General features: G+C 66.2%; 23 protein-coding genes. 10 read left to right on the top strand and 13 right to left on the bottom strand.

All coding sequences use genetic code 11. The annotated features are described in order from the left end of the window. Positions 1–79: 79 nt before the first annotated feature. The 5 genes from GQY20_RS32765 to GQY20_RS03410 form a co-directional block, all read right to left on the bottom strand. Positions 80–208 carry a hypothetical protein gene (locus tag GQY20_RS32765; RefSeq protein ID WP_269769715.1) on the bottom strand — a complete coding sequence of 43 codons (129 nt, stop codon included), beginning with the start codon at positions 206–208 and terminating at the stop codon, positions 80–82. A gap of 265 nt (positions 209–473) precedes the next feature. After that, a complete protein-coding gene (hisD, locus tag GQY20_RS03425) occupies positions 474–1,766 on the bottom strand; it encodes a histidinol dehydrogenase (RefSeq protein WP_157215611.1) in 1,293 nt (430 codons plus the stop codon). A gap of 41 nt (positions 1,767–1,807) precedes the next feature. Continuing rightward, positions 1,808–2,473, bottom strand: a complete 666-nt coding sequence (gene hisG / locus GQY20_RS03420) for an ATP phosphoribosyltransferase (RefSeq protein ID WP_157215610.1) — start codon at positions 2,471–2,473, stop codon at positions 1,808–1,810. Between the two features lie 50 nt (positions 2,474–2,523). Then, complete coding sequence (locus tag GQY20_RS03415) at positions 2,524–3,222, bottom strand: glutathione S-transferase (RefSeq protein ID WP_232475868.1); 699 nt, start codon at positions 3,220–3,222, stop codon at positions 2,524–2,526. A 23-nt stretch (positions 3,223–3,245) separates the two neighbouring features. Further along, positions 3,246–3,533 (bottom strand): BolA family protein, encoded by a 288-nt coding sequence (locus tag GQY20_RS03410; protein ID WP_157215609.1) that lies wholly within the window; start codon positions 3,531–3,533, stop codon positions 3,246–3,248. A gap of 40 nt (positions 3,534–3,573) precedes the next feature. Between GQY20_RS03410 and GQY20_RS03405 the strand changes: the two genes are divergently transcribed. Next, on the top strand, positions 3,574–4,170 hold the full coding sequence (locus GQY20_RS03405; protein WP_157215608.1) for a J domain-containing protein: 597 nt from the start codon (positions 3,574–3,576) through the stop codon (positions 4,168–4,170). A gap of 157 nt (positions 4,171–4,327) precedes the next feature. Here the strand turns inward: GQY20_RS03405 and GQY20_RS03400 are convergent, their stop codons facing one another. Continuing rightward, complete coding sequence (locus GQY20_RS03400) at positions 4,328–4,798, bottom strand: SRPBCC family protein (protein WP_232475867.1); 471 nt, start codon at positions 4,796–4,798, stop codon at positions 4,328–4,330. Between the two features lie 47 nt (positions 4,799–4,845). Here GQY20_RS03400 and GQY20_RS03395 point away from each other — a divergent pair, with 47 nt between their 5' ends. After that, positions 4,846–5,868: an NADP-dependent oxidoreductase gene (locus GQY20_RS03395; RefSeq protein ID WP_157215607.1), complete on the top strand. Its 1,023-nt coding sequence runs from the start codon at positions 4,846–4,848 to the stop codon at positions 5,866–5,868. Positions 5,869–5,926: 58 nt separating this feature from the next. Here GQY20_RS03395 and GQY20_RS03390 read toward each other — a convergent pair whose 3' ends face one another. The 4 genes from GQY20_RS03390 to GQY20_RS03375 all read right to left on the bottom strand — a co-directional run bounded on the left by GQY20_RS03390 (position 5,927) and on the right by GQY20_RS03375 (position 8,475). Then, positions 5,927–6,403: a VOC family protein gene (locus GQY20_RS03390; RefSeq protein WP_157215606.1), complete on the bottom strand. Its 477-nt coding sequence runs from the start codon at positions 6,401–6,403 to the stop codon at positions 5,927–5,929. Beyond that, positions 6,396–7,133, bottom strand: coding sequence for a DUF1428 domain-containing protein (locus GQY20_RS33140; protein WP_157215605.1), 738 nt, complete (start codon positions 7,131–7,133; stop codon positions 6,396–6,398). Before GQY20_RS33140 ends, GQY20_RS03390 begins: the two co-directional genes overlap by 8 nt. A gap of 53 nt (positions 7,134–7,186) precedes the next feature. Next, positions 7,187–7,864, bottom strand: coding sequence for a glutathione S-transferase family protein (locus tag GQY20_RS03380; protein ID WP_198350820.1), 678 nt, complete (start codon positions 7,862–7,864; stop codon positions 7,187–7,189). 176 nt (positions 7,865–8,040) lie between these two features. Then, positions 8,041–8,475 carry a VOC family protein gene (locus tag GQY20_RS03375; RefSeq protein ID WP_157215604.1) on the bottom strand — a complete coding sequence of 145 codons (435 nt, stop codon included), beginning with the start codon at positions 8,473–8,475 and terminating at the stop codon, positions 8,041–8,043. Positions 8,476–8,550: 75 nt separating this feature from the next. Between GQY20_RS03375 and GQY20_RS03370 the strand changes: the two genes are divergently transcribed. From GQY20_RS03370 to cobT, 5 genes are all read left to right on the top strand, one after another. After that, entirely contained in the window at positions 8,551–9,270 is a 720-nt protein-coding gene (locus tag GQY20_RS03370; RefSeq protein WP_157215603.1) for a winged helix-turn-helix transcriptional regulator, read from the top strand. Positions 9,271–9,340: 70 nt separating this feature from the next. Next, positions 9,341–10,345 (top strand): cobaltochelatase subunit CobS, encoded by a 1,005-nt coding sequence (gene cobS / locus GQY20_RS03365; protein WP_157215602.1) that lies wholly within the window; start codon positions 9,341–9,343, stop codon positions 10,343–10,345. Next, on the top strand, positions 10,345–11,127 hold the full coding sequence (locus GQY20_RS03360; RefSeq protein ID WP_232475866.1) for a tyrosine-protein phosphatase: 783 nt from the start codon (positions 10,345–10,347) through the stop codon (positions 11,125–11,127). The genes cobS and GQY20_RS03360 overlap by 1 nt, the downstream gene beginning before the upstream one ends. Continuing rightward, on the top strand, positions 11,124–11,984 hold the full coding sequence (locus GQY20_RS03355) for a tyrosine-protein phosphatase (RefSeq protein ID WP_157215600.1): 861 nt from the start codon (positions 11,124–11,126) through the stop codon (positions 11,982–11,984). Before GQY20_RS03360 ends, GQY20_RS03355 begins: the two co-directional genes overlap by 4 nt. Position 11,985: 1 nt before the next feature. Beyond that, the gene (cobT, locus tag GQY20_RS03350; RefSeq protein WP_157215599.1) at positions 11,986–13,830 is read left to right on the top strand and encodes a cobaltochelatase subunit CobT; all 1,845 of its coding nucleotides are present in this window, start codon (positions 11,986–11,988) and stop codon (positions 13,828–13,830) included. A gap of 39 nt (positions 13,831–13,869) precedes the next feature. Here the strand turns inward: cobT and GQY20_RS32430 are convergent, their stop codons facing one another. From GQY20_RS32430 to GQY20_RS03335, 3 genes are all read right to left on the bottom strand, one after another. Continuing rightward, complete coding sequence (locus tag GQY20_RS32430) at positions 13,870–15,351, bottom strand: DsbA family protein (RefSeq protein WP_232475865.1); 1,482 nt, start codon at positions 15,349–15,351, stop codon at positions 13,870–13,872. After that, a complete protein-coding gene (locus GQY20_RS03340) occupies positions 15,351–16,757 on the bottom strand; it encodes a M48 family metalloprotease (RefSeq protein WP_456298459.1) in 1,407 nt (468 codons plus the stop codon). Before GQY20_RS03340 ends, GQY20_RS32430 begins: the two co-directional genes overlap by 1 nt. Before the next feature lie 153 nt (positions 16,758–16,910). Continuing rightward, entirely contained in the window at positions 16,911–19,595 is a 2,685-nt protein-coding gene (locus tag GQY20_RS03335) for an Rne/Rng family ribonuclease (protein WP_198350819.1), read from the bottom strand. A gap of 494 nt (positions 19,596–20,089) precedes the next feature. Between GQY20_RS03335 and GQY20_RS03330 the strand changes: the two genes are divergently transcribed. The 3 genes from GQY20_RS03330 to prfB all read left to right on the top strand — a co-directional run bounded on the left by GQY20_RS03330 (position 20,090) and on the right by prfB (position 25,305). Then, complete coding sequence (locus GQY20_RS03330; protein ID WP_157215598.1) at positions 20,090–21,400, top strand: N-acetylmuramoyl-L-alanine amidase; 1,311 nt, start codon at positions 20,090–20,092, stop codon at positions 21,398–21,400. Positions 21,401–21,515: 115 nt separating this feature from the next. Next, complete coding sequence (locus tag GQY20_RS03325; RefSeq protein ID WP_157215597.1) at positions 21,516–24,023, top strand: penicillin-binding protein 1A; 2,508 nt, start codon at positions 21,516–21,518, stop codon at positions 24,021–24,023. A 154-nt stretch (positions 24,024–24,177) separates the two neighbouring features. Further along, positions 24,178–25,305, top strand: a complete 1,128-nt coding sequence (gene prfB / locus GQY20_RS03320) for a peptide chain release factor 2 (RefSeq protein ID WP_157215596.1) — start codon at positions 24,178–24,180, stop codon at positions 25,303–25,305.

The raw sequence follows: 25,305 nt of genomic DNA, 5'->3' as shown, positions 1-25,305 counted from the left end.
CTGCATTGCAAAATAAGCGGGAGGGGAAAGGGAATATCCCGCCGCCGCGCTACGCGGCAAGCGGGACCCCAAGCGTCGCTCAGTTGGTCAGGATGACTCCGATGGCCAACATCTGCGCCGCTACCGCGATCGCAAAGGTCGCGGCCTGCTCGAACATCTTCACTGTCTTTACTCCCAAATGGGGCATCCCCGCCCCGTTCAGCGCCATTGTGCACTGCACAACTCAGATGGGGATTCCAACGCTTCGTCGCAAGCGCAGAACGCGTCACCGTCAATTGCGTTAAATGCAATCGTGATTTCCCGTTGCGACAACGGCATTCCTGGGAAGAAAAGGCATGGTAGCCACCGCCGCCCCGTCAGCGCGACGAAAGTCGGGGTCCATCCACGCCGGACGATGGCAGGCGCACCGCCGCGCCCATCCTGCAGCATAGCGCCGAACGGATCCCGATTTTCGTCGGATGAAGAGTGTGAAGCTACCGCTTAAGCCTTACCGCCACAGAGGCGGCATGCGCAGGCAGACCCTCGGCTTCGGCCAGTGCGACGGCGGCCGGCCCGATCGCGGCGATGCTCGCAGCGTCGCAAGCGAGGAAGCTGGTCCGCTTCATGAAATCCAGCACCGACAGCCCCGAGGAGAAGCGCGCTCGCCGGCCGGTGGGCAGCACATGGTTCGGCCCGCCGACATAATCACCCACGGCCTCGGGCGTGTGACGGCCGAGGAACACCGAGCCGGCATGGCGCACGCGCGTAAACAGCGGCTCGGGATCGGCGACGGCGAGCTCGAGATGCTCGGGCGCGAGCCGATCGACCAGCGGCATGGCCTCATCGAGCGTCGAGACGAGAATGATCGCGCCATTGTCGCCCCAACTCGCCTTCGCGGTCGCGCCGGTCGAGAGAGTATCGAGCTGGCGCGCAACCGCGGCTGCGGCCGCATCGGCGAACACGGCATCGTCGGTGAACAGGATCGACTGACTGGTCGGATCATGCTCGGCCTGGCTGAGCAGGTCCGCCGCGATCCACTCGGGATCGTTGGCGCCATCAGCGACCACGACGATCTCGGAAGGGCCCGCCACCATGTCGATGCCGACGACGCCGTAGAGCTGGCGCTTGGCCTCGGCCACCCAGGCATTGCCCGGGCCGACAATGACGTCGACCGGCGCGATCCGATCGGTGCCGTAAGCGAGCGCGGCGATCGCCTGCGCACCGCCGACCCGCCAGACCTCGTCGATGCCGGCGATTTCGGCCGCGGCAAGCACCAGCGGGTTGATCGTCCCGTCCGGCGTCGGCGTCACCATCGCAAGCCGGCCGACGCCGGCAACCTTCGCCGGAATGGCGTTCATCAGGACAGAGGAGGGATAGGCCGCGCGGCCGCCCGGCACATAGAGGCCTGCAGCCTCGACCGCCCTCCAGCGCGCGCCCATGCGCACGCCGGCGGCATCCACCGTTTCGCTGTCCGCGGGGCGCTGCACGGCGTGATAGGCACGGATGCGCGCCGCCGCGAGGTCCAACGCGGCGCGCAGGTCCGGCGTTAGAGAGGCGAGCGCCGCCTGCCGCTCCTCGCGCGTCACCTGCCAGCCCGAGACGTCCAGATCATGCCGGTCGAAACGGCGCGTATAATCGGCAACCGCCGCGTCACCCGTCGCTCGCACGGCAGCGACGATCGCGGTCACGTCCCGCGACACATCCTCATCCGCCTCGCGCCGCGCATTGACGAGCGCAGCGAACGCAGCCGCGAAATCGGGATCGGCGGTGGAGAGGCGGAGGGTCATTCTAGCCCTCTCCCGCCAGCGTGAGAGGGAGGTATCGTATTTCACGCGGCATGGGCTTGCCCCACGGCGGCGCGGAAAGCCTCGACCAGCGGGACGACCGTCTCGGCGCGGGTCTTGAATGCCGCGCGGTTGACGATCAGGCGAGCGGAGACCTGGGTGATTACCTCGACCTCGACGAGGCCGTTCTCCTTCAGCGTCTTGCCGGAGGAGACGAGATCGACGATGCGGCCGGCAAGGCCCAGCTCCGGCGCGATCTCCATCGCGCCATTGAGCTTCACGCATTCGGCCTGCACGCCTCGTGCCTCGAAATGCTTGCGCGTCAGATAGGGATATTTGGTCGCTACGCGGACGTGGCTCCATTCGCGCGGATCGTCCGAAGCCGCCATCGCCGCCGGCTCGGCGATCGACAGGCGGCAATGACCGATATCGAGATCCACCGGAGCGTAGAGCTCCGAATAATCGAACTCCATCAGCACGTCGGAGCCGACGATGCCGATCTGCGCAGCGCCATGGGCGACGAAGGTAGCGACGTCGAAGGCGCGCACACGGATGATCGCGATATCGGGCCGATTCGTAGCGAACCGCAGCGCGCGGCTATTCTCGTCGGAGAAAGCCGCTTCCGGCACGATGCCGACGCGTGCGAGCAGCGGCAGCGCCTCAGAGAGAATGCGTCCCTTGGGAATGGCGAGGATGATCGGTTCGGCCATGGCGGGGCGGCTTTACCGACGCACCGACTGCCGCGCAATGGCCGGAAGGATCAGCCGTCCAGTTCCGGATAATGGCGGAAGAGCCCCTCGGAGAAGGGCTGGCGCCGATCGCTGGCGAGATAGGATGCAAGCTCCGGCAGCGCGGCGACCGCATCGCGCAGCGCCAGGAGCTTCGGGCAATCCCGCTCCACCATCGCCATGCGCCGGGGAAAGGCGAAACGCAGGCCTTCGACGAGCTGGAACAGCGAAAGATCGGCGTAGCTCCAGGTCTCGCCGGTCAGCCATGCGCCATTATGTGCCAGCGCCCGCTCGAAATAGAGCAGGAACTTCGGGATGCGTTCTTCGCGAAATTCCTTGGCGCGGCGCGCGGCCTCGGGCTTCTGATCCTCATAGTAGAGGCCGGCGCCGACCGGATGATGGGTTTCGTGCGCTTCGAGCGTGGCATCCATGATGGTGAGCTGGAGCTGATGGACCCAGTAACGGCGATCAGCAGGCGCCAGCCGCGGGTGGCGATCGGCGAGGAAGAGCAGGATGTTCGCAGTCTGCGCGATCGTCTCGTTCCCGGCCACCAGATAGGGCGGCGCGAAGGGCGGCTGAACGCGGGCGCTCCGCATATCCTCCATCAGCGCCTCGGCACCCTCGTCGCAACCGCGATCGCGATAGGCTATGCCGCCGGCTTCCAGCGCCAGCCGCACGAATTCGCCGCGACCGGGTATTCCCGGCCAGTACCAGAGATCATACATCGCCATTCGCTCCCGCGTGGGAACGCCGTTCAGTCTTCCGAAGGCGCCTTCGCCTTAATCGCCAGCGCGTGGATCCGTTCCGCCAGCAGATCGGCGAGGGCGGCATTGACCGCGCGCTGCCGCGCGACCCGGTTCTTGCCTTCGAAGGCAGCGCTCACGATTTCGACGGTGAAGTGCGATTCGCCGCGGGCATCATGACCGGCATGACCCCGGTGCATGGCGCTGTCGTCGATCACCGCGAGATGCGACGGAGCGAGAGCGGAGGTGAGGCGGCGGGTGATTTCGGCGGCTACGGGGCCGGTGGGATAATCGGTCATGGGGCCTATATAGGGCGGGAAAGAGTCGGAAGGCAGAGTTTTGGCGAGCGAAGCGGAACGGGCACGGCGGGACAGGTTTCACGGGCGGGTTGCAGGCCAGCAGGCGCGCTGCGAGCATCCCGGCTGCCCGGAGCCGGGCGAATTCCGGGCGCCGGCCGAGCGCGGCGCGCGCTCGGGGTTCGACGGACCGGGCGCCTGGCGCTGGCTGTGCCTCGATCATGTCCGCGCCTTCAACGGCGGCTATAATTATTTCGAGGGCATGAGCCCGGACGAGATCGCCGATCAGCAGCGACCCTATGCCGGGTGGGAACGCGAGACGCGCGCCTTCTCCGCCAATGCCGGCAGCACCCCGCGCTGGGCGGACTTCACCGATCCGCTGGATGCGATCAGCGCACGCTTCAAGGACATCAAGCGCCCGCGCACAGACGGCCGGCCGCTGAGCGATGCCGACCGACGTTTCCTGAAGGTGCTCGGTCTCGGCCAGGACGCCGATCGCCGCACGCTGCGCGCCCGCTATGCCGAGCTGGTGCGCCGCTACCATCCGGACCGCAATGGCGGCGACCGCAGCTTCGAAAAAGCGTTGCAGGACGTAATCGCCGCCTACACCCACCTTAAAAGTGCGCCAGCGTTTGTCTGACAGCCGGATCAGGGGCGGCCTCTAGCCGTTCATCCCGAGCGAAGTCGAGGGACCCATTCGAGCGAAGTCGAGAATTGCACCGTCGGCGGCCTCGGCTCCGCTCGGCCTCGTCCCTCGACTTCGCTCGGGATGAACGGAATAGTTGTCAATCCAGCGCTCACACCCGCCCTGCAAGCCGCTCCGCGACCTCGGCGAGCTGCTCGGCGCAGATACCCCAGCCCTGGATGAAGCCCATCGCCTCGTGCTGCTTGCAGGCCTCTTCGGTCCAATGGCGCGCACGGGCGGTATAACGGGTCTGGCCGCCTTCCTCCGTGAAGGTGACGATCACCACCATGAACGGGCCGGCCGGAACCCAGCCGGGCCGGAACGCATCGGTGAAGACCAGCTTCTCGTTCGGCACCACCTCCAGGAACACGCCCTCGTTCGGCATGTCCTGCCCTTCCGGAGAGCGCATGGTGATGCGATTGAAGCCTCCGGGCCGAAGGTCGAGCTCGGCGGACGGTGTCGTCCAGGGCCGCGGCGCGAACCATTCGGTCATATGCTCGGTATAGGCCCGATAGACCGTGGCGCGGGGGGCATCGATCAGCTTGGTGACCGACAATTCGTTGAGTACGGCATCGTTCGTCACAATAAATCTCCCTTCGTGGCCGAAATGAACGTCGATATCGTTACGGCATGACACGCAATCGCCAGTTCACCCTCGCCCGCCGGCCGCACGGCATGCCCGTGCCTGAGGATTTCGCACTGATCGAAACTCCTGTGCCCGAGCCCGGGCCGGGCGGAACGGTGGTACGCAACGTCTATGTTTCGCTGGATCCGGCGATCCGCGGCTGGCTGGACGACAAGCCTTCCTATATGCCGCCGGTCGAGATCGGCGCGCCGGTGCGGGCGAGCACCATCGGGCGCATCTCCGCCTCCAACGATCCCGCTTATGCGGTGGGCGACTGGGTGATGGGGCTCAACGGCATCGAGGATTATTCGCTCGGCGGAGCGGGCGGCTTCCAGATGAAGATCGATCCGACGCTGGTCCCCTCGGTCACCAATTACATGTCGATCATGGGCGGCGCCGGTCTCACCGCCTATTTCGGCCTGTTGCGCGTCGGCAAGCCCGAAGCCGGGCAGACGGTGCTGGTGTCCGGCGCGGCGGGCTCGGTCGGCTCGCTCGCCGGCCAGATCGCGAAGATCCACGGCTGCCGCGCGATCGGCATCGCGGGCGGCGCCGAGAAGGGCCGGCGGCTGATCGAGGCCTATGGCTATGATGCGGCGATCGACTATCGCGGCAAATCGGTGGAGCAGCTCGCCGCGGAGATCGCTTCCGCGGCGCCGGACGGCGTGGACGTGGTGTTCGAAAATGTCGGCGGCGACGTCCTCGACGCCGCGCTGCTCAACCTCAACCATGGCGCGCGCGTCGCCCTGTGCGGAATGATCAGCGAATATAACAGCGCCGCGGGCCCGGTCGGTGCGCGCAACCTGTTCCAGCTCATCGTCAAGTCGGCGAGCATGTCCGGCTTCATCGCGACCGATTTCATGGCCGAGATCGGGCAGGCCTATGCCGATCTCGGCCGCTGGCTGGCGGAAGGCCGCCTCGTCTCGCACGAACATATCGACGAGGGGATAGAGAATGCCTTCCCGGCCTTCCTGCGCCTGTTCGAAGGCACCAACCAGGGCAAGATGATCCTCAAGATCGGTGAGGATTGAACGGGACATGGGCTAGCCTTTGCCTTTCATCCTCCCGTTCCGGGGAGGGCCAAGAAGATCAGCCCGCGAACGCCTTCTCGGCCGCGGCAAGGTCGATCTTCTGCATCGAGAACATCGCCTGGTTGACGCGGCGCGCGGCGTTGCTATCGGACGATCTCAGCATCGTCTCGAACGGGATCGGCACGATCTGCCAGGACAATCCCCAGCGATCCTTGAGCCAGCCGCACGGTCCGGGCGAGCCGCCATTGGCGATCAACGCGTCCCAGAGCCGGTCGGTCTCCGGCTGGTCTTCGGTTCGGATCACGAAGGACACGGCTTCGCTGAAGGTGAAATGCGGGCCGCCGTTGAGCCCCTGATAGCGCCGTCCCATCAGCGTGAACTCGACGACGAGCGGATCGCCTTCCTTGCCGCCCGGATAGTCCGAAGCGGCGTGGTCGATCCGCTCGATCCGCGAATCGGGCAGCAGCGAGACGTAGAAGCGTGCGGCTTGCTCGGCATCGCGATCGAACCAGAGGCAGGGGACGATCTCACGCATGCGCCGTCTCCGCTACATCGAGGATTGGCGCGAAGCCGCCATAGATCATCCTCTTGCCGTCGAACGGCATGGGGTTCGTGCCGGGCTGCATGCGCGGATCGGCCATGACCCTGGCGTTGCCGGCATCGCGCGCCGCGCGCGAGGGCCATTCCACCCAGGAAAACATCACCGCCTCGTCCGGCTCCGCCTTAACCGCGCGGCGAAAGTCGGTCACCTTGCCGGCGGGCACGTCATCGCCCCAGGCTTCGACGATGCGGGTCGCGCCATGCTCCTGGAACACGGCGGCCGCCTTGGTCGCCATTACGCGATAGGCCTCGCGATTGCCCTTCGGCACGGCGATCAGGAAGCCGTCGACATAGCCCATCGCTGCCGGATTCGCTTCGTCGACGATCGGCTCGAAGCCGGCATGGATCATCCGCTGCCCCTCGAAAGGCATGGGATCGGGAAACCGGTGCATCCGCGGATCCGCCAGAAACGCCTCCATCCCGGCGTCGCGCGCCGCCCTGGACGCCCATTCTACCCAGGAGAAGACCACGATCTCGCCCGTCTTGGCCTGCACCGCGCCCTTGAAATCCGTGACCGTGCCGTCGGGCACGTCGTCGGCCCAGCATTCCGCCACGCGGCACGCGCCATGATCCATGAACAGATCGGTGGTGAGCCTGGCCAGATCATGATAGGCCTGTTTCGCGTCGGCCGGCACCGGCACGACGAACCCTTCGACATATGCCATATCGTCTCTCCTCTTCCTGTCAGTCCCCGTTCACTGCCCCGATTATGCGGGTTTCAGGCGACGGCCGGCGCCTCTCCGGCATCGTCGAACGTCGCCAGATGATCGGCCAGCGCCTTGCGGAAGGCCGGCCGCGCCTCGCACCGCGCCCTATAAGCGGCGAGATTGGGATAATCGGCCAGGATGGCGCTGTGCGGCACGCCGCGCAGCACCGAGGCCATCATCAGGTCGCCGGCCGAGAAGGCGTCGTCCAGATAGGGACGCTCGCCCAGTGCGGCGGACAGATCTGCCAGACGCGAGCGCAGCTTCTGCTCGACCGTCGGCCGCCGCGCCGGTGACCACGCCGCGTCCGCTTCGAACACGTCGACGACGGCGAGGTCCATCACGAACGGCTCGATCGAATTGAGCGCCGCGATTACCCACTGGATTGCGCGCGCCTGCCCGGCGGCATCGTCTGGCAACAGGCCCGGCGCCTGGCGCGCGATGTGCAGCACGATCGCGCCCGATTCGAATATCTCGACCGCGCCGTCCGAATAGGTCGGAATCTGGCCGAAAGGCTGGAAGCGGCGATGCGCCTCGGATTTGGCATAAGGAAGATCGATGAGATCGACCCGATAGGCCATTCCCACTTCCTCGAAGGCCCAGCGGGCACGCACTTCGCGCACGAGGCCGCGAGCGAATGGCGGAACCCAGCGGTAGGTGGTGATGATGGGGATTGCGACTTCAGCGTTCATGGCAGTTCCTCTCCCGATTGCCGGATGCAGGTTCAACGGATGCGGGGACGTGGGGTGGCGACCGTTTCGCCGAAATCGGCGGCCGACATCATGCCCGATCAGAGAAGCCAATCCGTGATCGGCCCCCGGCCTGGCAGCCTTTCATCCTTCTCCCCGAAGGAGGCCAAATGCGCCTCTCACGCCGCAGCCGGTTCCGCCTGGGCAGCCATGGCTGCGGCTACATCCATCCACATCGGGCCGAAACAATGGCCGTCGAGATCCTCGAAGCTACGCCCGTACATGAAGCCATGATCGTCGACAGGGCTCGGATCGCCCTTGCCGCCGGCGGCGATCGCCGCCTCGGTGATCGCGTCCACCGCCTCCCGGCTGTCCAGCGACAGGCAGATCAGCATTTCATTCGTCCGATGCGCGTCGGCGATCGGCTTGGGCGCAAAATCGGCGAAGCGCGCGTGATCGAGCAGCATGAAGCTGATCGTGTCGGACCAGACCAGCATCGCCGCCTCCGGCCCCTTGCAGAAGCTGGTGTCGTGCACGGCGCCGATCGCTTCGTAGAAGGCGGCGGACTTCGCCACGTCGGCAACGGGCAGGTTGAGGAAGATCATCTTGGGCATCGCCTCTCTCCTTGGCTGCTGTCGGCGAATCGTCGACATTGACGAACCTGAACTTTCTAGTTAGAAAAAACAACTATGAAATCAGAAAAAGTAATTTCCGATACCCGAGCCGCCCGTAAACCGCCGAAAACCGCAGAGAAGCGTCATTATGACGACGCCTGCGCCACGGCGCATGCACTGGATCTGGTGGGCGATCGCTGGGCCCTGCCGGTGATGCGGGAGTTGATGTTCGGGCCCAAGCGCTTCTCCGACTTGCGGCGGGACCTGCCTGCGATCAGCGCCAATGTGCTCACGCAGCGGCTGGAGGGACTGGAGGAGGCGGGCGTGCTCCTCCGCCACAAGCTGCCGCCGCCCGCCTCCGCCTGGGTCTATGAACTCACCGCCTGGGGCTATGCCAGCGAACCCATCTTTCAGGTGCTAGGCCGCTGGGGCGCGATGTCGCCGATGCACGATCCCACCGGACCGTTCAGCGCCGCATCCTGCCTCTTGTCCTTTCGCACGATGATCGATGCCAGACGGGCGGCAGGAATCGATGCCCGCATCGGCTTCCGCTTCGGCGAGGAGAGCTTCCTGGCGACGATCGCCGACGGTGGGATCGTCGTGGTGCGCGGCCCGGTGAAAGGCGCCGACCTGATCTTCACGGGAGAGCCGCGGGTCATGGCCGCGGCCGTCTATGGCGGCGTACCCCTGACAGCGCTGGAGGCCGCCGGCGCGCTCGCGATCGAGGGAGACAGGGCGCTTGCCGAGCGCTTCACCACGCTCTTTCCCCTGCCCGAAAAGGCAATGCGCCAATAGCCTATGGCGTTGCCCTGCGGCGCCTGACGAGTTACCGCATTTTGCAACCGCGAAGCATCAGGATTCCGTCATGACCGACCTGCCCAACATCCAGCCCGACAGCCGCAGCGAAACGCTGCTCTCAGCGCCGGATCGCATGGTGAAGGTGCGGGATGCATTCGGCATCGATTCGGACATGCAAGTGCCGGCGTTCAGCGAAGCGGACGAGCGCGTGCCCGATCTCGATCCGGCCTATGTGTTCGATCCGGACACGACCCTGGCCATCGCCGCCGGCTTCGCGCACAACCGCCGCGTGATGGTGCAGGGCTATCACGGCACCGGCAAATCCTCGCACATCGAGCAGGTGGCCGCGCGGCTCAACTGGCCGTGCATCCGCATCAACCTCGACGCGCATATCAGCCGCATCGACCTGATCGGCCGCGACGCGATCGTGCTGCGCGACGGCCAGCAGGTCACCGAATTTCGCGAGGGCCTGCTGCCCTGGGCGCTGCAGACGCCGACCGCGCTCGTCTTCGACGAATATGATGCTGGCCGCCCGGACGTTATGTTCGTGATCCAGCGCGTGCTGGAGACCGAGGGTAAGCTGACCCTGCTCGACCAGAACCGGGTGATCCGGCCCAATCCCTGGTTCCGCTTGTTCGCCACTGCCAACACCGTGGGTCTGGGCGATACGAGCGGCCTCTATCACGGCACGCAGCAGATCAACCAGGGCCAGATGGACCGTTGGAACATCGTCGTGACGCTGAACTATCTGCCCGCCGCGGTGGAGGCGCAGATCGTTCTCGCCAAGTCGGGCGAATATGACAAGCCGGACGGCAAGAAGATCGTCGACAACATGGTGAAGGTGGCGGATCTCACCCGCCAGGGCTTCATCGCCGGCGACATCTCGACGGTGATGAGCCCGCGCACGGTGATCACTTGGGCACAGAACGCGCTGATCTTCAACGATGTCGGCTTCGCCTTCCGTCTCTCCTTCCTCAACAAGTGCGATGAGGCCGAGCGCTCGCTGGTAGCCGAATATTATCAGCGCGTGTTCGGCAAGGATCTGCCCGAAAGCGTCGTCGGCAAGGCGTGATGCGGATGCAGAAGGCGCTGACCGACGAAGAGCGCATCCTGCCGCAGGAATGCGGGTTCAATTTCCGCGATTTCGGCGGCTATGCGACCGAAGATGGCGGACATGTCCGTCGCGGCATGCTCTACCGGTCGGGCGTGATGGCCTATGTCGAGGGCGAAGGCCGTGCGCGGCTCGCCTCGCTGGGCATTGCAGCCATCTGCGACCTGCGCTCCTCGCGCGAACGCAGCCGCAGACCGACACGCTGGCACGAGGAGCTCCCGGTCGAGCTGTGGTCGCGCGACTATGGCGACACCGCGGCGGATCTCGTGAAAGCAGCGGAGACCGGCATCTCGGCCGGTCCGGACATGCGGGCGCGGATGCTGCGCCTCTATGACGGCATCGCCTATGAGCATGCCGATTCCTATCGCGCGCTGTTCGCGCTGCTCGGCGCAGGCAAGGTGCCGCTGGTGGTCAACTGTTCGGCCGGCAAGGATCGTACCGGCACCGCCGTCGCACTGGTGCTCAGCGCGCTGGATGTGCCGCGCGAGACCATAATGGCGGATTATCTGCTGACCGCCCGTGCCGATTTCGCCTTCCTGATGGAGCAGACGCGCGGCCGCAACTTCGTCGATCTACCGCCGGAAGCGGCCAAGCCGCTGTTCGCCGCGGATCCGGAATATCTGGCGACGATGTTCGATTCGGTAGAGCGCCGCAGCGGATCGCTGTCCGCCTATCTGGAGACCGAACTGGGCGTCGGCCCGGCGGAACGCACGATGCTGCGCGAACGACTGGTGGACGCATGAAGCCGATTATCGCCCTGCTCGCCGCTCCGCTTCTCGCACTTGCCGCGATTCCGGCGATGCTGCCGGCGCAGCCCGCCCCCGCGCTCCAGCCGGCGGCGCATCAGCGGGTGCTGCCGCTGCAGGGCGGCCGCAACTTCCGCGACATGGGCGGCTATGCCACCTCGGACGGCCATCATGTGCGCTGGGGCCTTCTCTTCCGCTCGGGCGCGATGAGCGGTCTTACCCCGGCCGACTATGCCTATCTGGACAGGCTCGACATCAAGTTCGTCTGCGACCTGCGCACCGGGCGCGAGCGGACCGCCGAACCGACCGTCTGGGGCGGCGCGCACAAGCCCGATTACTGGACGAGCGACACACTGTCCTCCGGCGGCGATCTCGGCCGCCTGCTTGCACCCGGCGCGAATGTAACCGGCGCACAGATCCGCGCGACGATGATGGACCTCTACCGCACGCTGCCGGAAACCCATCGCGAGGCCTATCGCGCGATCTTCCGCCATCTGGTCGACGGACAGGTGCCGGTGGCGTTCAACTGCTCGGCCGGCAAGGACCGCACTGGCGTGGGCGCCGCGCTGATCCTCTCCGCGCTCGGCGTGCCGCGCGCCACGGTGGTCGAGGATTATGCCCTGTCCGACAAGGTGGTCGATTTCCGTAAGGCATTCGCGTCCCAATCCAATTCGCCCTTCGCGAAACTGCCGGACGCGGTGATCACCCCGCTGCTCAAATCCGATCCCGCCTATATCGAGGCGATGCTGGACGGGGTGAACGCACGCTACGGGTCGGTCGAGGGCTATCTCAAGACCGAATTGGGCCTGACGGACGCCGATATCGCGCGCATGCGCGCCAACCTGCTGGAATAACATGGCTGAGCAGTCCCCGATCGAAGCCTTCCGCGCCGTGCTGGGCGGCACCGCGCGCGCAATGGCGCACGACGCCGAGGTGGAGCTGGGCTTCACCGCCGATGCGCCGGCCGCGGCCGGCAAATCCTTCAAGGTGCCGATGCCGGGACGTGCGCTGCCCGCCGACCAGGTGGCCGAGGCGCGCGGTTTCGCGGACAGCTTCGCCTTGCGCCTGCGCCATCACGACGCCGGGCTGCACGCCCGCGGCGCGCCTGGCGATGCGGTGGCGCGCGCGGTGTTCGACGCGGTCGAGCAGGCGCGTATCGAGGCAATCGGCTCTCGCGCCATGGCGGGCGTGCGCGCCAACCTCGGCCACGCGCTGGCGCTCAGGCTCAAATCCGATCCGCTGACCCGCGCGCGCAGCCGCGACGAAGTGCCCCTGTCCTCCGCCATCGCCTTGATGGTGCGCGAGCGGCTGACCGGCGACGCGCCGCCCGCCATCGCCCAGAACGGCCTTTCCTTCGTGCGCGACTGGATTGAGGAGAAAGCCGGCGCCGATCTCGACGCCCTCGCCTATTCGATCGACGATCAGCGGGCCTTTGCCAAGCTCGCCACGCAATTGCTCGAGGATCTCGAGCTGATCGACGGCCAGATGCTGCCCGAACAGGATCCGGAAGGCGGCGATGAGGCGGACGGCCCGGAGCAGGACGAAAGCGACGAGGGCGAGGATCAGGAGGACGGCAGCGATGCCGGCGCCTCCGACAGCCAGGTAGAAACCCGCGCCGAAGCCGACGAGGAGGGCGAGGATCAGGGTGAATCCCGCCAGGCCGATCAGGATGCGATGTCCGACACGGACAGCGATCTCGGCGACGAAGGCGAGGAGGGGATGATCCCCGTTCGCCCCAACCGGCCCTTTTCCGATCTCACCCCGAATTTCGACTACAAGGCCTATACCAGCGCCTTCGACGAGGTGATCGCCGCCGACGAACTATGCGACGAGGAAGAGCTGACGCGCCTGCGCGCCTATCTCGATCAGCAGCTCGTCCACCTCCAAGGCGCCGTCACCAAGCTCGCCAACCGGCTGCAGCGCCGCCTGATGGCGCAGCAGAACCGGAGCTGGGATTTCGACCAGGAGGAAGGCCTGCTCGATGCCGCGCGGCTCGCGCGCGTCGTCGTCAGCCCGGGCCATTCGCTGTCCTACAAGGTGGAGCGGGATACCGATTTCCGCGACACGGTGGTGACGCTGCTGCTCGACAATTCGGGCTCCATGCGCGGCCGGCCAATTTCGATCGCGGCGATCAGCGCGGACATCCTCGCCCGCACGCTGGAGCGGTGCGGCGTCAAGACCGAGATATTGGGCTTCACAACACGCGCCTGGAAGGGAGGCCAATCCCGAGAGAAATGGCTGGCGGAGGGCCGCCCACCCTCCCCCGGCCGGCTCAACGACCTCCGGCACATCGTCTACAAGAAGGCCGATGAGCCGTGGCGGCGCGCACGCAAGTCGCTCGGCCTGATGATGCGCGAGGGGCTGCTCAAGGAGAATATCGACGGCGAGGCGCTGCTCTGGGCGCACAATCGGATGATCGGCCGGCCGGAGGACCGCAAGATCCTGATGGTGATCTCGGACGGGGCACCGGTCGACGATTCGACGCTGTCGGTCAATTCGGGCAGCTATCTGGAGAAGCATCTCCGCCAGGTGATCCACTGGATCGAGAACCGCTCGCCGGTCGAGCTGATCGCGATCGGCATCGGCCACGACGTCACCCGCTATTATCAGCGCGCGGTGACGATCATGGACGCCGAGCAGCTCGGCGGCACGATGGTCGAGCAGCTCGCCGGCCTGTTCGACATCGACGGCGGACGGTAGCTTGGCTGATCCTCCCCGCGCCCGGGGAGGACCGCAGTCTCAACCCTTCTTCGCGCGCGCGTCCTCGATCGCCTGCTTGAGCGCAGCATAGCCGACCGCGCCGGAAAGCAGTCGATCGCCGATGATGAAGGTCGGCGTGCCCGAGATGCCCAGCGTGCGGGCGAGGTCGACATTATGGTCCAGTTCGCTTTGGACGGCGGGATCGACGATGTCCTTGGCCGTCTTTGCCGGATCCATGCCGACCGTATTCTGCACCTTTTCCATGCTGAGCTTGTCCGGCACGCCTGTAGCGTACATCAGCCGGTGAAAATCCAGGAAGCGGCCCTGGCGGGCGGCGGAAAGGCCCAGCCGCGCGGCCTGCTCGCTCTTGTCGCCGAGAATCGGGATCTCGCGCCAGACCACCTTAAGCCGCTTGTCCTCGGCCAGCAGCTTGTCGACGTCCGCGACGCTCGCGCGGCAATAGCCACAGGAATAGTCCGAGAACTCGATCAGCGTGACGTCCCCGTCCTTGGCGCCCGCCCAGGCACCGGCGAAAGGCGTCTCGATCGCGGCGCGGTTCTCGCCGATGGTCTTGGCCATCTCCTTGGCCCGCAGCCGCTCCATCGCCTCGGGAATGATCTCGGGATGGTTGAGGATATAATCGTGGATCGCCTGTTCCAGCGCGGCCTGCTTGGGATCGCCGGCAGGCGCCAGCGCCACGGTGGTCCCGCTACTGCCCGGCACGGTCGCCAGCGCTATGGCGGACGCGCCGACGAGCAGGCCTGCGCCGGCTGCAACGATGCGCGAACGACGGTCTTCCAGCCAGCGTAATCCGCGCAAGCGCGCCTCCATCCAGTCGCTCGCCGCCCAGAGCGGCGCTGTAACCCGGCCAAGCAGCGGCTCGCCCGATTTGGGATCGGACCAGATGATCCGAAAACGTGAACTCTTTTTCGTCAGCAGCAGCTCAGGCCGCGGATGGACGGGATAGCCCGGCGGTACCCCATAATAAGGCCGGTTCTCAAACTCGGCTTCATGCGCGCTTTTGCCCGCAGGGGCCACATCGGGCTCGAACGCCAGTTCGCGCTGGATCACAGACGGCGGGAACGGCGGAGCGACCACGGACGGCGCGGGCGGCATCGGCGCCGGCATGGGCATCGCCTCGCGGGCGATCGGCGACGTCTCGCGCAGCGGCAGAGGAACCGGCTCTGCCCTGGCCGGCTCCGACGCCTTTGCTCGCGGCGATGCGGCTTGCCAGGTCGGAGCGACCGGCGGCTGCTTCTTCACGATCAGTGTAGACGTGAAATCGTTGAAACGATCCGCCACCTCGCTCGCGAACGCGCGCAAACGATTCCAGATAGCCACGAAGAACGCCACGCCGGCCGCGATCAACGTCGCCAGCCGCTCGCGCCATGCCATGCCCTGCGCCGGTCTCTCTTCCACGCCCTGCTCCGCCGCAAGCCCAGAGGCGGGCGCGATCCGGGACTCCTCATCGTCATGCGCCGCATGCCCCGGAAGCGGACGCCACTCGCTCGGCTCAGTCATCAGCGTTTCTTCTTCCCCTGCATCTCGTTGCGCGAGGCAAGCGCGATATCTTGCGCCCGGATCCAGTCGGGCGATCCCTGCGGCAGGTTGCGGAGCGCCAGCTCGGCATTGGGCAGCGCCAGATTGCTCCGCCCTTCCAGGCTGTAGCGCTCCGCAGTGGCGAGCGCGGCGCGGGACATGTCGCCCTGCTGGGCATAGATGACGCCAAGCTGATACCAGGCGAAGGGATTGTCGTGATCGCGCGCGACAGCCACCTTCAAGATCTGCTTGGCCTCGGCATAGTTGGCCGGATCCTCGGTCGCGATAAGGGCATGGCCGAACAGGCTGGAGATCAGCGGCTGATTGCCCGATCGCTGCACCGCCTCGCGCAGCACCGGAACGGCATCCTTGGGCTTGCCCGATTCGAGCAGGATCTGGCCCTTGAGCTCGAGGAAATAGGGATCATGCGGCGCGACGGCGATCAACTTGTCCGCCTCGGCCACCGCTTTGTCGGGATAGGCCGACTTATGCCAGGCATAGGCGCGCGCATAGATGGCCGGAATGCTCTGGTCGCTCTCGGGATATTTGCGCAAAGTGACGTCCGGATCATTCACATATCCGGAAAGCTTGGCCTTCACCCGCTGAAAGCGCGCCTCCAGCACGGGATCGGTCTTCGCGTTCCACCAGGGCGAGGATTTCAGCGTGCCGCTCAGCGCCTCGATACGATCCGCCGAAAGCGGGTGGGTCTGCGCATAGGGATCGATGTCGGTATAGCTTGAAGAAAGGCGATACTCGTCCTTGCGCAGCTTGCCGAAGAAATCGAGCATGCCCTTGCCCGAGATATGCGCCTTTTCGAGGAAGCTCGCGCCGGCAGCATCCGCGCTCGATTCCTGCGTGCGGCTGAAGGCGAGGAACTTGCCCATCGCCGCCTGCTGGCCGGCCATCATCATGCCCATGCCCGCCTCGCCGCCGCCGGCCGCCATCACCGCCGCGCCCAGCAGCAACGACAGGATGGTGATGCCGGTGGCCACCTTCGCGCCCTCATTGAAGCGGATCACGTGGCCGCCGGTGATATGGCCGATCTCGTGCGCGACGACGCCCTGCACCTGATCGATATTGTCGGCTGCGTCGATCAGGCCGGACTGGAGATAGACGGTCTGGCCACCCGCGACGAAGGCGTTGATCTCCGGATCCTGAAGCAGAACGACCTTGACGTTGCCCGGCTGAAGGCCAGCCGCGATCACCAGCGGACGCGCCATGTCGGCGAACAGTGCCTCGGTCTCCGCATCGCGCAAAACGGACTGCGCCGCTGCCGGCTGGATCACCAGCGCGAAGGACAAAAGCAGCAGCGCCAGCATCCGCGGAAAGGCGCGGAGCCGGCGCTGCCAGACTTGCAATGCCCGCGATCGGGCAAACAGCGCGCGCATCATGGCATCACCATCGCCGCGATGCGGTGAACGGGCGATGAAAGCATCCCGCCTGCCGTCGCGGCCGAAACGCCTTCCGCACCGAGGCGCGGGCAAAGGCATTTCGGCCGACTCAACATGATGGCACGTCGCGCGGCTGAAGCATCGACGGGCTTAGTTCCCGAAGGTGCGCTGCCACCAGCCGCGTCGCGGCGCACCCTCTTCGGCTTCCGCTGCCGGTGCGGCAGCCTCGGCGGGCTCGGGCTCGGCAGGCGCGGCGGCCTCTTCGGTCGCGACCGGTTCGGCTGCGGCAGGCGCCGCAGCCTTTCGTGCACGCGTCCGCTTCGGCTTCGGCGCTGGTTCGGCCGCCGCTTCCGTCACAGCGGCTTCTGCCGCCTCTGCAGGCGCCTCTACCGGTGCGGCAGCCTTGCGGGCGCGGGTCCGTTTCGGCTTCGGCGCCGGCTCGGCCGCCGGCTCCTCCACGGGCGCGGCCACGGCCTCAACAACGGGCTCGGATTCGGACGCTGGCTCGGCCGCTTCGGCCTTGCGAGCGCGCGGACGGCGGCGCGCCTTCGGCTTGGCTTCGACCTCCGGCGAAGCCTCGGCCGCTTCGGCGACCGGCTCTGCCGCAGGCTCCGGAACCGCTTTCGTCACCGTCTCCGCAGACACTTCGGCTACCGCTTCCTCGCCGTCGCCACCTTCAGTCGACTCGCCGGTCTCCACGCCTTCGCCGTTGCGGCGGCGTCCGCCACGACGGCCACGGCGGCTGCGCCGCCGCGCACCTCCTTCGTCCTTGTCGGCAGCGACAGTCTCGCCTTCGGCAACGACTTCGGTTTCGGCCTCGACAGCCTCCGCCTCGTCCTCGCCGGCTTCCTCTTCGCCGACATCATCCGTCTCGGCGCCCTCCGCGGGAGCCTCGTTTTCCTCGCGGCGCCCGCCCCGACGACGACGGCGACGGCGACGGCGGCCACCGCCGCGTTCTTCGCCGGCCTCGCGGACCTCCGCCGTTTCGGTCTCGGGAGTCTCCTCGATCTCCTCCTCATCCTCCTCGTCCGGGATGTCGGCGTCGTCCTCGGCTTCGATCAGCGCGATAGGTGCGATCTTGGGCGGATGCGCGGGCGGCGGGCCGCCGGCCTCCACGGCCATCCGCGCGCCCTCCAGTCCGGCATCCGGCAGCACCTCGATCATCACGCCGTAGCGATCCTCGATCTCGGCGAGTTCGTCACGCTTACGGTTGAGCACATAGATCGCGGCTTCCTGGCCCGCGCGCAGCGTGAGACGGCTGGCGCGCCCACGGGCGGCCTCCTCCTCCAGCATGCGCAACGCGGAAAGGCCAGCCGACGAAGCGGTGCGGATCAGGCCGGTACCTTCGCAATGCGGGCATTGCCGGGTAGACGCTTCGAGAACGCCGGTGCGCAGCCGCTGGCGGCTCATCTCGAACAGGCCGAAGCTGGAGATGCGGCCGACCTGGATGCGGGCGCGATCGTTCTTCAGCGCCTCCTTCATCGCCTTCTCGACCTTGCGGATGTTGGAGTTGTTCTCCATGTCGATGAAGTCGATGACGATAAGGCCGGCCATGTCGCGCAGCCGCAGCTGGCGCGCGATTTCCTGCGCAGCTTCGAGATTGGTCGCGGTCGCGGTCTGCTCGATATTATGCTCGCGCGTGGAGCGGCCCGAGTTGATGTCGATCGAAACCAGCGCCTCGGTCGGGTTTATGACCAGGTAGCCGCCCGACTTGAGCTGCACGAGCGGCTGGTACATCGCGGCGAGCTGATCCTCGACGCCGAAACGCTGGAACAGCGGCACGGCGTCGGCATAGGCGCGGACCTTCTTGGCATGGCTCGGCATCAGCAGCTTCATGAAGCTGCGCGCGAGGCGATAGCCTTCCTCGCCCTCGACGATCACATCGTCGATATCGCGATTGTAGATGTCGCGGATCGCCCGCTTGATCAGGTCGCTGTCGCCGTAGATCAGCGCGGGAGCGGAGGATTGCAGCGTCGTCTCGCGTATTTCGTCCCATAACCGGGCGAGATAGTCGAAGTCCCGCTTGATCTCGGTCTTCGTCCGCTGGAGGCCGGCGGTCCGCACGATGCAGCCCATGGTGCGGGGCAGGTTCAGCTCGGCCATGATCGACTTAAGCCGCTTGCGGTCGGCCGCGTTCGAAATCTTCCGGCTGATGCCGCCGCCGTGCGACGTGTTGGGCATCAGCACGCAATAGCGGCCAGCCAGGCTCAGATAGGTGGTCAGCGCCGCGCCCTTGTTGCCACGCTCCTCCTTGACGACCTGGACGAGCAGCACCTGGCGGCGACGGATCACGTCCTGGATCTTGTAGCGGCGGCGCAGGTTCATGCGGCGCTGGCGCAGATTCTCGACGGCGTTGTCGTCGCCGCCGGCGCCATTCACGGATTCGCGCGGTGCGGGGATGCCTTGATCCTCCAGCTCTTCGCGCGTCTCGTGGCCGCCGTCATCTTCATAACGTTCGATGGAGGCCTCGTCTTCGTCGGGCTCGCCCTCATCCAGAGCGTCCTCGGCTTCCTCCTCGCGCGCGCGAAGCGCCTCTTCCTCTGCGGCGTGCTCGGCCTCTTCGCGCAGCAGCGCGTCGCGATCTTCCTTGGGGATCTGATAATAGTCGGGATGGATTTCGCTGAACGCCAGGAAGCCGTGGCGGTTGCCGCCATAATCGACGAACGCCGCTTGCAGCGACGGTTCGACGCGGGTCACCTTTGCAAGGTAGATATTGCCCTTGAGTTGTTTGCGTTCGGCGGATTCGAAATCAAATTCTTCGATGCGATTCCCTTTGACGACGGCCACCCGGGTTTCTTCCCGGTGGCGCGCGTCGATCAGCATGCGCGTGTTCATTCTTATATCTCCGGACGCGCGCCCTCTCGCTCACGGAAGAGTGGCGCGCGCAATTGATGAAGGGCGGCGCGTTCCCGTCTGGGAAAGCGGCGGTCGCCCCGGTTCGTGTAATGTGTGCGAAATGTGCCTCTGCCGCATGCCCATCCCCGCAGCGGTGCGGCGGGGTAAAGCTCCGTGCCCATGCGCCGCGAGATACTCGCGTGCGATCGGGGCTCGGACGGAAATGGATCATGCAGCGTCAACCTAGAAGTCCGGCACATGAACGTACCGGCGCCTTTGCCGGGCGGTGTGTCGCGACATCTATCTATGAACGCCCCGTCCGGTAACAAGGTGCTAGCACCTGCCCGTCTCACTGGCAATGCACCGCGCATAACCTCGACGGCCTCGGCCCTCCAAATGGTTAATGTGTCATTAGCCTTAATGATTTACCTTAATTTGAACCGCACGTCCTACCTCTTGCCTCGGTAGGGCAGTCTGTGCGGGGTAGGTCTTACATGTATTTTAACTGGACCGGCGGGCGCCGGGCGCGGCAATGTGGCGTCATGTCGCTTACGCTTGCGCTTTTCGCCACACTTTTCGCTGCGCCGCCGGTGGACGCAACCGCGATCAGCAACGTGCGGGTATCCGCCAGCCATATCGTGCTCAACTTCGACGGGCCGGTCGATGGCGCTTCGGCCTTCCTGCTCGACGGACCGCGCCGGATCGCCGTCGATGTTGCCGGCGCCTCGCCAGGGCGCGCCGCCGCGGCAGCATTGAACGGCCCCGTCACGCGTGCGCGACAAGGCCAGTTCAGCAATGGCACCGCCCGCGTCGTGTTCGATCTGTCGGCGCCGGCGATCGTCACCGGCGGGGCGCTGTCGTCCGATCGACGCTCGCTGACGCTCGGCCTGCGCCCGGTCACCCAGGTCGCCTTCACCAGCGCCGCCCGGGTCGGCGCGCGCCAGGTCTATGACCGCGCCGCCGACAATCCATCCGATCGGGGCGACCAATATGCATTCCGCGCCCGCCCGCCCAAGGGCGGAGACAAGAACAGCGTCAGCATCCCACTGGATCCGCCGGTGCCGATCGATCAGACTCCACTGCCGCCCGTGACGGGGACGCGCGCCTCCAACCGGCCGCTGGTGGTGATCGATGCCGGCCATGGCGGCCACGATCCGGGCAGCATCTCGGTCTTCGGTCAGCGCCAGGAGAAGGCGGCGACACTCGCCATCGCCAAGGCGATCCGCGACGAACTGGTCAAATCCGGCCGCGTGCGCGTGGCGCTGACCCGCGACGACGACACCTTCCTGCCGCTGCCGGAACGCGTGGCGGTCGCGCGGCGGCTGAAAGCGGATCTGTTCATTTCCATCCACGCCGACAGCGCACCCAATCCGGACGCGCATGGCGCAACCGTCTACACCCTTTCCGACGTCGCGTCGGACAAGGAGGCCGCCCGGCTGGCGGCGGCGGAAAACAAGTCCGACATCATCAACGGCGTCGATCTGGGTGCGGAAAGCAGCGACGTCCAATCCATCCTTCTCGATCTCAGCCAGCGCGAGACGATGAACGTCTCGGCCCAGTTCGCAAGCCTGCTGCAACGAGAGACTTCCAGCGCCGTCTCCTTCCGCTCGGACGCGCACCGCTTCGCCGGCTTTCGCGTCCTGAAGGCCGCGGACACGCCCTCCGTGCTGTTCGAGACCGGCTACATGACCAATATCGGCGACGCGCAATTCCTCTTCTCGCGTCCGGGGCAGCGGGCGATCGCCGAGGGCGTTCGCCGCGCGATCGAGACGCATTTCGCCAAACGGCTGGCTTCGGGTCGCTGACCCGACCGGCCGTGCGCGGCGTGCGGCCGCCCGTGCTACGTCACCTCCGGATCGCCGCGGCCGGTGAGAGCTTTCGCTGGAATGCCCGGCAGGACGTGCTAGAGACCCCCCGGTCATGAACAGCCCGGCGGACAGCAGCTTCACCCTCCGACTTCGCCGGGACGCGGGCGGCGCGCTCGCCTGGCTTCGGCGCTTCGGCGCTTCGCGCTGGGGCAAGGTCATGCTCGGCATCGCCGGCATCGCCTTTTTCGGCTGGCTCGCTCTCTGGTTCTTCGTCGCGCGCGGCCTGCCATCGGCGGATACGCTGCTCACTTACCAGCCGCCGCTGCCGACCAATGTGCGCGGCTATGACGGTACGCCGGTCGGCACCTTCGCGCGCGAACGCCGTGTCGAGCTGGCCTATGACGAATTTCCGCCGCAGCTCGTCCACGCATTCATCTCGGCCGAAGACAAGACCTTCTTCAGCCACGGCGGCATCGACTATCCGGGCCTCGCCGGCGCCGTGTTCGACTATGTATCGAAGCTTGGATCGGGCCAGCGCGCGCGGGGCGGCTCCACCATCACCCAGCAGGTTGCAAAAAATCTGCTGGTCGGGAACGAATATTCGGTGAGCCGGAAGATCCGCGAGGCGATCCTCGCCCGCCGCATCGAGGCGACGCTGAGCAAGCAGCAGATACTGGAACTCTATCTCAACCAGATATTCCTGGGCCGCAATGCCTATGGCGTGCAGTCCGCGGCGCGCGCCTATTTCAACAAGGATGTCGATCAGCTCACCCTGCCCGAATGCGCCTATCTGGCGATCCTGCCCAAGGCGCCGTCCAACTACACGCCCGAGCGCAATGCCGATCGGGCGCTGGCGCGGCGCAATTGGGTGCTGGGTGAAATGGCGCAGAACGGGTTCATCACCCAGGCGCAACGCACCGATGCGGCGGCCGCGCCGCTGGGCATCGTGCCGCGTGCCCAGGTCGCACGCGACGTCAACGATACCGGCGGCTATTTCCTCGAAGAGGTGCGCCGCGAGCTGATCGCCCAATATGGCGAGGATGCGAAGGACGGGCCGCACAGCGTCTATTCCGGTGGCCTGTGGGTGCGCACGTCGCTGGATCCGCGCATCCAGTCGGCGCTCGAAAATGCGCTGCGGGACGGGCTGGTGCGCTATGATCACGGCAAGGGCTGGCACGGCCCGATCGGCGAGATCGATCCCGGCGAAGGCTGGCGGACGCGCCTGATCGCGCTCAATGCCGGCACCGGCTATGAAGACTGGCTGGCCGCGGCGGTGCTGCAGAAAAGCGGCGGCAGCGCAACGCTCGGCTTCGAGGACGGTAGCACCGGCCAGCTTCTGGCAGGCAACGCGTCCATGCCGCGCGCCGGCGTCGGCGGCACCGCATTCGACGCGATCAAGCCGGGCGACGTGCTCGTCGTGAAGAAGGATGGCGGCGCTTGGTCGCTGCGCACCATTCCGGCGATCTCGGGCGGCATGATCGCGGAAAATCCGCACACCGGTCAGATCCTCGCGATGCAGGGCGGCTTCGATTCGCGCGGCGCCTCGTTCAACCGCGCCACTCAGGCGCTCCGCCAGCCGGGGTCGACGTTCAAGCCCTTCGTTTATGCCGCCGCGCTGGACAATGGCATGACGCCGGCCTCGATCATCGTCGACGGGCCGTTCTGCGTCTATCAATCGGCGCGGCTGGGCAACAAATGCTTCCGCAATTTCTCGGGCGGCTATGCCGGCCCGCAGACGATGCGCTGGGGCGTGGAGCAATCCCGCAACCTGATGACGGTACGCGCCGCCAGCCAGACCGGCATGGACAAGGTCGTGAAGACCGCAAAGGCGATGGGAGTCGGTGATTATCCCGCGGTGCTCGCCATCGCGCTCGGTGCCGGCGAGACCACGGTGGAACGCATCACCAACGGCTATTCGATGCTGGTCAACGGCGGCAAGGAGCTGAAGCCGACCCTGATCGACCTCATCCAGGACCGTGACGGCAAGACCATCTTCCGCGCCGATACCCGCCCCTGCGATCGCTGTAACCTGCCCGACTGGGACGGCAAGCCGATGCCGCGGCCGCCGCTGCGCACACGACAGGCGATGGATCCGATGACCGCCTACCAGGTCGTCCATATCCTCGAAGGCGTCGTCCAGCGCGGCACGGCGACGGTGCTGCGCGATCTCGGCCGCCCCTTGTTCGGCAAGACCGGCACCACATCCGGGCCCACCAACGTCTGGTTCGTCGGCGGATCCGCAGATCTCGTCGCGGGCGTCTACATGGGCTATGATCATCCCCGCCCACTCGGCGGCTACGCGCAAGGCGGCACGCTCGCCGCGCCGATCTTCAAGCAGTTCGCCAAGATCGCGATGAAGGACATGCCGGTCGTGCCCTTCAAGGCCGCGTCTGGCATCCGCATGGTCCGCATCGACCGCCATAGCGGCCGTCGTGTTTTCGGGAGCTGGCCGACGAGCGACCCCAAGTCCCCAGTGATCTGGGAGGCGTTCAAGCCCGAGAGCGAGCCACGCCGCACGATCCGCAAGGACGAGATCGACGCACGTCCCGCCGCCAAGGCGGCGACCTCGAACCGCCAGAGCGATAGTGATTTCTTGCAAAGGCAGGGCGGGATTTACTAATCCGCCGCCAAGCGTCATTCCCGCGCAAGCGGCATTGTCGATCCCGCGGAGGCGGGACGCCATATTCTCCAGCCCCCTGATCCAGGGGCCCGCGGCAGAGCATATGGAACCCGCCTCCGCCGGAATGACCAAACAGAGAAACTGGAGAATTCCCATGCGCGCCGAAGCGCAAGCCCATGTCGACCAGATCAAGGCCGCGCTCGCTCTGCTCCGTCGTTTCCTCGACTGGGACCGCGCACTGCGGAGGCTGGACGAGTTGAACGCCCGGGTCGAGGATCCGAAGCTTTGGGACAATCCCAAGGAAGCGCAGAACGTGATGCGCGAACGCCGCCGTCTCGACGAGGCGATCGCGGCCACGCGTGCGATCGAGACCGAGCTCAACGACACGGTCGAGCTGATGGAGATGGCCGAGGCCGAAGGCGACAACGCGATGGTCGACGATGCCGTCGGCTCGCTCGCCACGCTCGCCGAAAAGGCCGAGAAGGACAAGGTTTCCGCGCTGCTCGCCGGCGAGGCTGACGGCAACAACACCTATATCGAGGTGAACGCCGGCGCGGGCGGCACCGAGAGCCAGGATTGGGCGGAGATGCTTCAGCGCATGTACACGCGCTGGGCCGAACGGCACGGCATGAAGGTGGAGCTGATCGACTATCATGCCGGCGAGCAAGCCGGCATCAAGTCGGCCACCATGATGGTACGCGGCGAGAACGCCTATGGCTATGCCAAGACCGAGAGCGGCGTTCATCGTCTGGTGCGCATCTCGCCCTATGACAGCTCGGCGCGCCGCCACACCAGCTTCGCCAGCGTCTGGGTCTATCCCGAGATCGACGACGAGATCGAGATCGAGATCAACGAGAGCGACCTGCGCATCGACACCTATCGTTCGTCCGGCGCGGGCGGCCAGCATATCAACACGACCGATTCGGCCGTGCGCATCACCCACCTGCCGACCAACATCGTCGTCGCCTGCCAGAATCAGCGTTCGCAACACAAGAATCGCGCCGAAGCCTATAAGCAGCTGCGCGCCCGCCTCTACGAGCATGAGCTGCAGAAGCGCGAGGCCGAGGCGAATGCGGTCAACGCCACCAAGACCGATATCGGCTGGGGCCACCAGATCCGCAGCTATGTGCTGCAGCCCTACCAGCTGGTGAAGGATCTGCGCACCGGCGTCACCTCCACTTCGCCGTCGGACGTGCTCGACGGTGCGCTCGATCCCTTCATGGCGGCCGCGCTGTCGCAGCGGGTGACCGGAGAGAAGGTGGACGTGGAGGACGTCGAATAA

This window comes from Flavisphingomonas formosensis, assembly GCF_009755815.1.
Lineage (GTDB): Bacteria > Pseudomonadota > Alphaproteobacteria > Sphingomonadales > Sphingomonadaceae > Flavisphingomonas > Flavisphingomonas formosensis.
This window is presented reverse-complemented; position numbering and strand designations above follow the sequence as displayed.